Origin of the sequence: Roseococcus sp. YIM B11640, assembly GCF_049727625.1 — a bacterium.
GTDB lineage: Bacteria > Pseudomonadota > Alphaproteobacteria > Acetobacterales > Acetobacteraceae > Roseococcus.
The window spans coordinates 465,964-477,524 of sequence record NZ_JBBJOZ010000001.1 but is presented as its reverse complement, the minus strand read 5'-3'; the positions used below and the strand labels follow the sequence as shown (position 1 = coordinate 477,524).

Here is an 11,561-nt window from a genome sequence, read left to right as displayed (position 1 = left end):
GCGGGGAATGTCTGGTTGCCGGACAAATTGAATAAAAGGGAATAGATTTTTTTGACTTTCGCGCGACGCAGCTTGATGCAAGCGGCCGGGCTTCTGCTCCCGGTGGCGACGCGCGCGCAGACGCTTTGGCCCAGCCAGCCGATCCGGCTCGTCGTTCCCTTCGCGCCCGGCGGCACCACGGACCTCATCGCGCGGCTTGTCGCGACGCCCCTTCAGGAGCGCCTCGGCCAGCCCGTGGTGGTGGAAAACCGCCCGGGCGCCGGGGCGTCCCTTGGAAGCCTCGCCGTCGCGCAGGCTTCACCCGACGGCTACACCCTCGTCCTATCGAACATCGCGAGCCACGCGATCTCGCCGACGTTATACGGAAATCTGCGCTACGATCCGGTGCGGGACTTCAGCCACATCGCGCTGCTGACGCAGAACCCCTCGGTCATCGTGGCCCACCCCGGCTCCGGCCTTGCCAGCATGGAAGACGTCGCCCGCCACCACCGCGCCCGGGCGCTGGACATGGCGAGCAGCGGCTCCGGCTCCTCGAACCACCTTCTGATCGTCCGGCTCGGCCAGCTCCTGGGCCAGGACCTCAACCATGTGCCCTTCCGGGGTGCGGGCCCGGCCATGACGGCCGTCATCGGCGGCCAGGTGCCGCTGATGAGCGACAGCCTGCCCTCGGCCGCGGCGCATATCCGCCAGGGCAGCGTCCGCGCCATCGCGATGAGCAGCGCGGAACGGCACCCGTCCTTCCCGGACGTGCCGACGCTGCGCGAACAGGGCTTCGACGTCGTGGCCAGCAGTTGGTTCGGCCTTTCCGGACCGGCCCGCATGTCCCCCGCCGTCGTGTCGCGGCTGTCGGGCGAGGTCCGGGACATCCTGGCCGCGCCCGGGACCCGGGCGCGCTTCAATGAATTCGGCGGTACGCCAGGACAACTCAGTCCGGAAGAATACGCCGATTTCGTGAGCGCGGAGTTCGCTGCCTGGGCACCGCTCATTCGCGAAACTGGCGCCAAACCTGGGTAAAAAGTAACATCGTATCAGATTTTGCGGTTCGAGCTTGGCAGTTTAGACGAAATGCCGGAAGTTGCCGGCCCAAGTCGGGGGAGTACCTAATTTATGAAGTTGAAGCTGAACGGGAAGGATTTGGCCTCAGGCCTGCTCCTCATCGTGATCGCGCTGGTCGGCCTGTATCTGAACACGGATCACAGCCTGGGCACCGCCCGCCGCATGGGTCCGGGCTACATGCCCATGATGGTGTTCTGGATCCAGGCGCTGCTGGGCCTGGCCGTCGTCGGCATTTCCTTCTTCAGCGGGCCGGATCCGCTCGAGAAGTGGACCGGGATGGACACCGGCACGCTCATCGCCGGCATCGTGGTGGGCGTGATCGTCTATAAGGTCTCGCCGAGCATCTGGAGCTTCTTCGGGCAGACCTATAACGCGGTCGGCCTCGGCATCCTCGTCGGCTTCCTCGTCATGGCGGCATCGCCGGGATGGAAGCTGCTCGCCATCATCTGCGCCGCGATGGCCCTCTTCGGACTGCTGCTGGAGCAGGGCGGCTTCTTCGCCGCGCTGACCGGCCTGATCCTGCTGAGCTGCGTCGCCGAGCATACGCACACCAAGAAGGGCGTCTTCGGGCTGCTCGTCTTCCTGCTGGTGATGTGCTGGTGGGTGTTCATCTACGAACTCGATATCCGCGTGAATCTGTGGCCGCAGTGGTAACAGCGGGATAGGGAAAAGCGACCATGGAACTTCTTGTCTCAAACCTGCTGCACGGCTTCGGTGTCGCGCTCAGCATCCAGAATTTGGCCTTCGCGCTTCTGGGTGCCCTGATCGGCACCGCGATCGGCGTGCTGCCGGGCATCGGTCCGGTGGCGACGATCTCGCTGCTGCTGCCGATCACTTTCGGCCTCCCGGCCACCACCGCCATCATCATGCTCGCCGGCATCTTCTACGGCGCGCAGTACGGCGGCTCGACCACAGCCATCCTGCTGAACCTGCCAGGCGAGGTGTCGTCCGTCGTGACGACGCTCGAGGGCTACAAGATGGCCCGCAACGGCCGCGCCGGCGCGGCGCTGGCCACGGCCGCGCTGGGCTCCTTCTTCGCCGGCACGGTCGCCACCATCCTGGTCGCCGCCTCGGGCCCGCTGCTGACGCAGGTGGCGCTGAGCTTCGGCCCGGCTGACTACTTCTCGCTGATGCTGCTGGGCCTGATCATCGCCTGCGTGCTCGCGCAGGGTTCGATCGTGAAGGCGGTGGGCATGGTGGTGCTGGGCGTGGCGCTCGGCCTCGTCGGCACGGACGTGCAGACCGGCCAGCAGCGCTTCACCTTCGGCATTCCTGAGCTCTCGGACGGCCTGGGCTTCGTTCCCATCGCCATGGGCATGTTCGGCATCGCCGAGATCGTGCTGAACCTCGAGCGTCCGGAATCCCGCTCGGTGCTGAGCACCAAGGTCGGCCAGCTCTGGCTCACGAAGGAAGAGTTCAAGCGCGCGACCCCCGCGGTTCTCCGCGGCACCATCGTCGGCAGCTTCCTCGGCATCCTGCCGGGTGGCGGCGCCTCGCTGGCGGCCTTCGGCTCCTATATGATGGAGCGGAAGATGTCGAAGGGCCGGGCCATGTTCGGCAACGGCGCCATCGAGGGCGTGGCCGGTCCTGAGTCGGCGAACAACGCCGCCGCGCAGACCAGCTTCATCCCGCTGCTCACGCTGGGCATTCCGTCCAACGCCGTGATGGCGCTGATGGTCGGCGCGCTGATCATCCAGGGCATCCAGCCGGGCCCCCGCATGGTCGAGGCGCAGCCGGATCTGTTCTGGGGCCTCATCGCCTCGATGTGGATCGGCAACCTCATGCTGCTCGTCATCAACCTGCCGATGATCGGCATGTGGGTGAAGCTGCTGCAGGTTCCCTACCGCTTCCTCTACCCCTCGATCCTCGTGTTCTGCTCGATCGGCGTGTACTCGCTGAACAACAACGTGTTCGACGTCTACATGACCATCGTCTTCACGGTCTTCGGCTATGTCTGCAACAAGCTGAGGATGGAGCCCGCGCCGCTGCTGATCGGCTTCGTGCTCGGTCCGATGATGGAGGAGCACCTGCGCCGCGCCATGCTGCTCTCGCGCGGCGACTGGATGATCTTCGTCCAGCGGCCGATCTCGGCGACCATGCTGGGCATCGCGGCCATCGCGCTGATCCTGATGGCGCTGCCGACGATCCGCCACGGCAAGGAAAAGGCGATGGCCGAATAAGGCCCCGCCACCCACTTCAACATCGGCGCCTCGGAGGGCAACCTCCGGGGCGTTTTCTTTTTCGGGGGCTTGTTCGATGGATCTGCAGCTTCAGGGCAAGGTCGCCCTCGTCACCGGGGCGTCCGCTGGGCTGGGCCGCGCCATCGCCGCCGAGCTCGCGGCCGAGGGCTGCCGCATGGCGATCCTCGCGCGCCGTCGCCCCTTGCTCGAAGCCCTCGCCGCGGAGATGCCGGAGGGTGCGGAGCCGCTGCTCATCGAACAGGACTTCACCGCCCCCGGGGCGGCGGAGCGAATCCGCGACGCCGTGCTGGGCCGCTTCGGCCGCTGCGACATCCTGATCAACAATGCCGGCAGCTCCCGCCCGCAGACCGACCTCGGCAGCGACGAGGCCTGGATGCAGGCGATGGAGATCAACTTCCACGCCGGCCGCCGCATCGCCCATGCGCTGATCCCGGCCATGCAGGCCGCGGGCTACGGCCGAATCGTCAACATCACGGGCCAGGACGAGCCGCACAACATCAACGCGGCCAATGCGCCGAACGGGGCCGTGCACATCTGGGCCAAGGCGCTTTCCCGCCGGCTCGGGCGCGACGGGATCACGGTGAATTCCATCCCGCCCGGCCGCATCCATTCCGAACAGATCGACCAACGCATCCTGCCGACGGCGGAGGCCCAACAGGAATGGGCCGAGAAGGAGGTTCCCGTCGGCTATATCGGCGAGGCCCGGGATCTCGCGGTGCTGGCCACCTTCCTGGCCTCGCCGCTCGCCCGGTACATCACGGGCCAAGTGATCCACGTGGATGGTGGGACGCGCCGGTTTTCCCATTGATTCGCCTATGCATGACAGGTCCCCTCCCGGCGTGGCAGTCTTTGCGGCGGAGGTCCCCATGGCTTGGCTCGTTCGCATCGCTCTGATCGCCGGCGGCAGCGTGGCCGCCTACTTCGTGGCACCGGATTCGCCGAACTACACTGTCGTCCAGGGCATGATGACGGTGCTGCTCATCGCCATCATCGTCCTGGCATGCGTCGTCCTGCCGCGCCGCTGAGCAGCGGCGGAAGACCCTCCCATGCTGATCGTCGAGACCCTTCTCATCCTGATGGGCTTCTGCGTAGTGCTGGCTGTCCTCGCGCGGCTCGCCGGCATCCCTTATGCGGTCGCGCTCATCCTGGGCGGCATCGCCATTGCCTTCATTCCCGGCCTTCCGCGCGTACGGCTGGATCCCGAGATCGCGCTGGCCTTCTTCCTCCCACCGCTCCTCGTCTCCAGCGCCTTCCGCACCGACTGGACCGCCTTCCGGCGCAACATCCGGACCATCCTCCTGCTGGCGGTCGGGTGCGTCGTCTTCACGGCCTTCGCCATCGGCGCCGTGGCACGGATGATGATCCCAGACATGCCCTGGGCGGCCGCCATCGCGCTCGGCGCCATCCTTGCGCCGCCGGATGCCGTTGCCGCCTCGGCCGTGCTGAAGCGCGTCCGCCTGCCGCGCACGCTGGTCACGGTGCTGGAGGGCGAAAGCCTCATCAACGACGCCTCCTCCCTCGTCATCTACCGGTTTGCCGTGGCCGCGATGGCGGTGGGCAGCATTGCCCCGGCCGAGGCGGTGGGCACCTTCTTTCTCGTCGGGGTCGGCGGCATCGCGGTGGGCTATGCCATGGCCTGGCTGGCCCTCTGGATCATCGCGCGGCTCAACGAAACGCTGCTGGAGACCACGCTGACCTTCCTCGGCGCCTTCGCCACCTATTTCGTGGCGGAGGCGCTGCATCTCTCGGGCGTGCTGGCCGTGGTCACCGCTGGCATCATGTTCGGCCAGGCGCAGCATCGGGTCTTCTCCGCGCGAACGCGGCTCGAAAGCGTGTTCGTCTGGGAGTTCATCGAATTCGTGATGACCTCGCTGATCTTTATCCTGATCGGGCTGCAGCTCCGCGGCATCCTGGATCGGCTGGACGAGTATAGCGGCTGGTCGCTGCTGGGGCTGGCCGTCACCATCTCGCTCGCGCTCATCGCCTCGCGCTTCCTCTGGATCCTTCCGGCCATGTGGCTGCCGCGCCGGATCCACAGCCTGGCCCGACATATCGAGCCTCCGCCGCTGACGCACACCATCGCGCTTTCCTGGGCGGGGATGCGGGGCGTGGTCTCGCTCGCCGCCGCGCTGGCTTTGCCCTTCGACTTCCCGCAGCGCGACATCATCATCTTCCTCTCCTTCTGCGCGATCCTCGCGACGCTGGTGGCGCAGGGCACCACGCTCGAATGGGTGATCAAGCGGCTGGGCCTCGCCATGCCGCAGCACCCTCACGGCATCGACCCGGAGGAGGCGAAGGCCCGACTGATCGGCGCCCAGGCGGCGCGCGACGCGATCCAGGCGCGCGCCGACGACGTGCTCTACGGCCCGATCGCGCGCGACCTGCTGGGCGATTTCAAGGACCGCGCCGCGCATCTCGAGCGCATCAGCAAGGGCGGTGGCGCGGCCGCTGCCGAACGCGCCGCGCGGCGCGCCCTGCGGCTGGAAGCGCTGGATGCCGCGCGCGCCGCGATCCGCGAGTACCGCCATCGCCAAGGCCTGCCCGAGGAGCTTCTCGTGCGCCTCGGCCATGAGTTCGACTACGAGGAAAGCCGCCTCCGCCAAGCGCTGGGATGACGCCATGACCACCCTCGCCGACACGCTGAACCAGGCGCGCCGCGCGCTGATCGATCTTTCGGCCCGCAACCGGCTGCTGAGCCTTCCCGCGCCCGGGCGGGCGCGCGGGGTGATCCGCATCGATGACGAGGATGCGGAATTCGTGGTGGCCCAGCTCGCCGCCGGCAAGGCCTTCGGCTTCGAGGCCGGCGTCGTGGGCGCAGGCGGTAGGCGCCGCCGCGCGGATGGCGTCTCCACCGCCAAGGCGGATGCAACGCGCGAGGAGATGCGGCAGGACACCAACCTGCGCGTCGCGCAGACGCCGGAGGAGCTGACGCGCCGCCTCCGCAACCTGATGTCCGACGCCCGCAGCGCGCGGGAGGAGACGGGCGTCGCCAGCCTCTTCCTTGCCGTCGGCACGCTCGCCTGGCGCGATCCCGCGACACCGGGCACCGAGCGCCTCGCGCCCCTGCTGCTCATCCCCGCGAAGCTGGAGCGCGTGGGCGTCAGCAACCAGTTCCGCCTGACCGGCGTGCCGGAGGAGGCGATCGAAAACCTCTCGCTCCGCGAGAAGCTCTCGGCCGAGTTCCGCGTGACGCTGCCGGAATTCGCGGCCGAAGGCTGGACGGCGAAGATCGCGGAAGCCGTGGCCGGCCGGGCCGATTGGAAGGTGGATCCGGAGGCCCTGCATATCGGCCTCTTCGCCTTCGCCAAGTTCCTGATGTGGCGCGACCTCGACCCCGAGACCCATCCGGGCCTGCTCGAGCATCCGCTGCTGCGCCGCCTGCTCGACCCCCTGCCCGCCGCCCCCGAACCGCCGCCCTTCGCCGACGATGCCGATGTGGACACCGCCATTCCGGTCGAGCGGCTGGACCATGTGGTGGAAGTCGACGGCAGCCAGGCGCTGGCCGCCGAGGCGGTGCGCCAGGGCAAGAGCCTCGTCATCCAGGGCCCACCGGGCACGGGCAAGAGCCAGACCATCGTGAACATCCTGGCCCAGGCCGTGATGGACGGGCGCAGCGCCCTCTTCGTCGCGGAGAAGGCGGCGGCACTGGAGGTGGTGAAGCGCCGCCTGGACAATCTGGGCCTCGGCGCGGCGTTGCTGGTCCTGCACGGCGAGGATACGACGCGACGCGCCGTGCTGGACGAGCTGCGCGCCACCCTCGCCTTGCCGCCGCCGCCAACACCCCAGCGCGAGGCCGCGGTGCAGCGGCTGGGCGACCTCCGCGGCCGGCTGAACCGCCACGCGGCGGCCATGCGGGCGGCCGTCGGCCAGACAGGGGTCGCGGTGCAGGAGGTGGTGGGCCGTCTGGCAGCCCTTCGCGCGCAGGGCGCGACACCGCCGTCCTTCCAGCTCGATGCCTCCGGCTGGGATGCGACGCGGCTGCGCGGACTGCGCTCGGCGGGACGGGAGCTGGCGGCGCATGCGGCGGGCGCGCGCAGCCCGTGGCGCGGCGTCTCCCCCGATCTCGATGCGCTGACCGCAGCGCGGCTGCAAGCCGACCTGCCACGCCTCATCCGTGCCCTCGCCGCCTGCCCCGGCACCATTGCGGAGGCCGAGCAGGCCGCCGCGAATGTCGCGCTGCGCGCCGAGGCCCCCCTGCAGCCCGGCGATGTGGATGCGGCCCGGGAGCGTCTGGCGGACCTGCGCCTCGTGGCTTCGGCACGCGCCGACAGCCGCTACCTTCGCGGGGCGCTCGATATGCCAGGCCTCGCCGCCGCGCGCGGTACGCTGGCCAAGCCCGGCGGGCTCTTCTCCATCTTCGACGGCGCCCGGCGCGAGGCGCGCGAGAAGCTGGCTGCCGCGCTGCGCGACCCCGAGGACCAGCCGGCGCTCGAAGCGCTGCTCGCCGCCCAGGCGGCACAGACGCGGCTCGCGGGCTCCACCGGCGCGGACGAGGCGACGCTGAGCCAGGCGCTCGGCTGGATGGAGCGCCATGCCGGGATCTTCCAGGCCGCCCCGCCCAGCCCCGCCCAGGCCGAAGCCCTGGCGGCCTGGGCGACCGTCCGCGATACGCTCGGCCTCGCCGCGCCGGAGAGCTTCGCCGCGCTTGCGGAACGCCTTGCCGCCATGGCCGCGGAGCCCGAGGCGCTGGCGCCCTGGCAAGGCTGGGCGCGCGCCGTCGCTTCCGAACCCGCCCTGGCACCGCTCGCCGATGCGCTGCAATCCGGCGCGTTGATGCCCGATGCCGCCGAAGCCGCGCTCGACTTCGCGGTGTGGGAGGCGCTGTTCCGCCAGGCGATGCGCGAGCATCCCGAGCTCGCGGCCTTCGACGGCGCGGCGGCCGACCGTCTCGTCGCCGATTTCCGCGAGGCCGATGCGGCGCGCGTGCGCCTGGCGCGCGGCGAGGCCGCTTCGCGCCACGCCGCGCGCATCAAGGCGCTGGTGGCGGGCGAGGAGGCTGCCTCCCTCGCCTTCCTGCGCGGCGAGTTCGAGCGAAAGCGCGGCAACGCGCCCATCCGCACCCTGCTCTCGCGCGCCGCGCCGCTCATCCGCAAGGCCAAGCCCATCATGATGATGAGCCCGATGACGGCCTCGCAATTCCTGGCCAATCCGCATCACGCGACCATGCCGGGCTTCCCGCTCTTCGATCTCATGGTCATGGACGAGGCGAGCCAGATCGAGCCGGTGGACGCGCTAGGCGCCATCGCGCGCGCGCGGCAGATGGTGGTGGTCGGCGACGACAAGCAGATGCCGCCCTCCCGCTTCTTCCAGCGCATGACGGAGAGCGAGGATGACGCGCCCGTGGACGAGGACGCGGCGCTGGATGCGCGCGACGTGGAAAGCATCCTCGGGCTCGGCAATGCGCGCGGCCTGCCGGGCGCCATGCTGCGCTGGCACTACCGCAGCCGGCACGAGAGCCTGATCGCGACCTCCAACGCCGAGTTCTACGAGCACCGGCTGCTGGTCCTGCCCTCGCCGCGCCCGCGCAGCGCGGCCCTCGGCCTCTCGCTGGTGCGGGTCGAGGGGGAATATGGCGGCGGTGCCAACCTCCCGGAGGCCAAGGCGGTGGCCGAGGCGGTGATGCGCCATGCGCGCGAGACCCCCGGCGAGACGCTGGGCGTCGCCGCCTTCTCCGTCACGCAGCGCGACGCCATCCTCGACGCGGTGGAGGAGCAGCGGCGCGCGAGCCCCGGGACCGAGGGCTTCTTCACCGCGCATCCCGAGGAGCCCTTCTTCGTGAAGAACCTCGAGAACGTGCAGGGCGACGAGCGCGACGCGATCCTCATCAGCGTCGGCTATGGGCGCGGCACGGACGGCAAGGTCGCGATGCGCTTCGGCCCGCTCTCCATGGAAGGCGGCGAGCGGCGGCTGAACGTGCTCATCACGCGGGCGAAGCGGCGCTGCGTGGTCTTCTCCGGCATCGGCGCGGAGGAGATCGACCTCACCCGCGCGCAGGGCCGTGGCGTTGCCGCGCTCAAGACCTTCCTGGCCTTCGCCGCCGGCGGCGCGGATCGCGAGATGCAAGGCGGCAAGCCCTCGCCCATCGGCAGTCTGATCGAGGGGCTGGTGACGCAATCGGGACGCGAGCCGGTGGCGCAGCTCGGCCTTTCCGGCCTGTTCCTCGACATCGCGGCGAAGGGGCAGGAGGGCTACGACCTCGGCATCGAGCTGGACGCGGCCGACTGGTCCGGCCTGCGCTGCGCCCGCGACCGTGACCGGGGCCGCCAGGCCGCGCTGGAGGGCATGGGCTGGCGCCTCGCCCGCAGCTGGTCCTTCGACTGGCTGAACCAGCGCCAGGCCGCCGAGTCGCGGCTGCGCGCCGCCCTCGGGCTGGAAGCCCCCGCCGCACCCCCGCAGCCCGCGCCGGAAACCGGCCTCGCCGAGCCCTATCGCGAGGCCGCCATGGAGAAGCTGCCCGCGAATCGGGCCGAGCTCTCTGCGCTCATCGCCGCGATCGTGGAGACGGAGGCGCCCATCCACCCCGATGCGCTGCGTGAACGGCTCGGCCTGCTGCTCGGCGGCGCGGCTCCCGATGCGGCCGGATTCGCGGCCGTGCTGAAGGAGGCCCGGGTGCTCCGCGGCCTGCGCGAGGCGCAGGGCTTCTGGCTCGCCGAGGAGGACCGTCCTATCGAGCCGCGCGACCGCCGCTCCGCCGCGCCCTTCCTGCGCCGGCCCGCGATGATCCACCCGCAGGAGGTCGCCGCCGCCGCCCGCAAGCTCCTGGAGCTCCAGCCCCAGGCCAGCGAGGAGGAGCTGGCCGCCGGCGTGGCCCGGATGCTGGGCCTCGATGCCTCCGCCGCGCCCGCCATGGCGGCCAGAATCGCGGTCCTGCAAGGCTCTGGCGCGTTGAAAGCTCGCCCATCGACTTGATCGAAAATTCCGATCACTTGTGTTCAAACAATTCATTGGCCAAGGGCATGCTGCACTGCCATATCTGAGGCGTGGCCGGGACTTACCCGGCAGGACATCCGCAGGAGATAGCCGCATGCTGACCGTTGGCGACAAGTTCCCGAGCTTCGACCTCACCGCCGTGAAGGGCGGCGACGAGGGCCTGGGCGGCCCCGGCAAGTCCTTCACGCAGATCACGAGCGAGAGCGACGCGGGCAAGTGGAAGATCGTCTTCTTCTGGCCGAAGGACTTCACCTTCATCTGCCCGACCGAGATCGCCGCCTTCGGCAAGCTCGCCGGTGAATTCGCCGACCGCGACGCCGTCGTCTACGGCGTGAGCACGGACAGCGAGTTCGTCCACCTCAACTGGCGCGTCCACAATGCCGACCTGAAGGACCTGCCGATCCCGATGCTGGCGGACGTCAAGCGCGAGCTCTCGACCGCCCTGGGCATCCTCGACAAGAACGCCGGCGTGGCGCTGCGCGCGACCTTCGTCGTCGACCCCGAGGGCACGATCCAGCACGTGGGCATCAACGGCCTGAACGTCGGCCGCAACCCGCAGGAGACGCTGCGCATCCTCGACGCGCTGCAGACGGACGAGCTGTGCCCCTGCAACTGGACGAAGGGCGAGGACGCCCTGAAGCCGCAGGAGCTGTTCGAGAAGGCCGCCTAAGTATCTGTCGCTTGCGACGGTAGCCGCGACACCAACCCTACCGCCGCAAGCGAAAGGGGGGCATTCAGCCCCCCTTATACCCCCCGCTTTCCGCCGCCTTGGGCGGCGGAAAGTCGGTGGTTCTCTTCCCCACAATTCATCTCATTCGGAGCCCGCGTCCCATGTCGCTGGAATCGCTGCGTAACGCCCTGCCGGAATACGCCAAGGACCAGAAGCTGAACCTCGGTACCCTTTCCACCGAGCCCTCGCTCACGCAGCAGCAGCGCGCCGGCACCTTCATCGTCTCCGCTCTCGCCAGCCGCAACGCCCGCGTCATCCGCGCGATGATGGCCGAGTTCGGCCCGCAGCTGAGCGCCGAGGCCCTGACCGCCGCCAAGGCCGCCGCCTCCATCATGGGCATGAACAACATCTACTACCGCTTCACGCACCTCGTGGGCGGCGACTACCCGACCATGCCCGCCAAGCTGCGCATGAACGTCATGGCGAAGCCGGGCGTCGAGAAGGCGGACTTCGAGCTCTGGTCGCTCGCGGTTTCCGCCATCAACGGCTGCGGCATGTGCATGGAATCCCATGAGAAGGTGGTGAAGCACGCCGGCCTGACGGGCGAGCAGGTGCAGGCTGCCGTCCGCATCGCCGCCGTGGTGCATGCCACCGCCGTGACGCTGGATGGCGAGGAAGCGGTCGCGGCCTAAGCGCCCGCTCCA

At 69.5% G+C, this 11,561-nt stretch carries 9 protein-coding genes; all 9 read left to right on the top strand.

Annotated elements, in window-relative coordinates; all coding sequences use genetic code 11:
- Window positions 1-75 precede the first annotated feature (75 nt).
- The 9 genes from WJM96_RS02455 (at window position 76) to WJM96_RS02415 (ending at window position 11,549) form a co-directional block, all read left to right on the top strand.
- Window positions 76-1,014: a Bug family tripartite tricarboxylate transporter substrate binding protein gene (locus WJM96_RS02455; protein ID WP_424811810.1), complete on the top strand. Its 939-nt coding sequence runs from the start codon at window positions 76-78 to the stop codon at window positions 1,012-1,014.
- Window positions 1,015-1,107: 93 nt separating this feature from the next.
- Window positions 1,108-1,710 carry a hypothetical protein gene (locus WJM96_RS02450; RefSeq protein WP_424810833.1) on the top strand — a complete coding sequence of 201 codons (603 nt, stop codon included), beginning with the start codon at window positions 1,108-1,110 and terminating at the stop codon, window positions 1,708-1,710.
- 23 nt (window positions 1,711-1,733) lie between these two features.
- The gene (locus tag WJM96_RS02445) at window positions 1,734-3,236 is read left to right on the top strand and encodes a tripartite tricarboxylate transporter permease (RefSeq protein ID WP_424810832.1); all 1,503 of its coding nucleotides are present in this window, start codon (window positions 1,734-1,736) and stop codon (window positions 3,234-3,236) included.
- Between the two features lie 76 nt (window positions 3,237-3,312).
- Complete coding sequence (locus WJM96_RS02440) at window positions 3,313-4,065, top strand: SDR family NAD(P)-dependent oxidoreductase (protein WP_424810831.1); 753 nt, start codon at window positions 3,313-3,315, stop codon at window positions 4,063-4,065.
- Window positions 4,066-4,123: 58 nt separating this feature from the next.
- Complete coding sequence (locus tag WJM96_RS02435) at window positions 4,124-4,282, top strand: hypothetical protein (protein ID WP_424810830.1); 159 nt, start codon at window positions 4,124-4,126, stop codon at window positions 4,280-4,282.
- Between the two features lie 21 nt (window positions 4,283-4,303).
- A complete protein-coding gene (locus WJM96_RS02430; RefSeq protein ID WP_424810829.1) occupies window positions 4,304-5,872 on the top strand; it encodes a Na+/H+ antiporter in 1,569 nt (522 codons plus the stop codon).
- Window positions 5,873-5,876: 4 nt separating this feature from the next.
- Window positions 5,877-10,166 (top strand): DUF4011 domain-containing protein, encoded by a 4,290-nt coding sequence (locus WJM96_RS02425; RefSeq protein ID WP_424810828.1) that lies wholly within the window; start codon window positions 5,877-5,879, stop codon window positions 10,164-10,166.
- Between the two features lie 115 nt (window positions 10,167-10,281).
- Window positions 10,282-10,857: a peroxiredoxin gene (locus tag WJM96_RS02420; protein WP_424810827.1), complete on the top strand. Its 576-nt coding sequence runs from the start codon at window positions 10,282-10,284 to the stop codon at window positions 10,855-10,857.
- Between the two features lie 161 nt (window positions 10,858-11,018).
- Window positions 11,019-11,549, top strand: coding sequence for a carboxymuconolactone decarboxylase family protein (locus WJM96_RS02415; RefSeq protein ID WP_424810826.1), 531 nt, complete (start codon window positions 11,019-11,021; stop codon window positions 11,547-11,549).
- Window positions 11,550-11,561 lie beyond the last annotated feature (12 nt).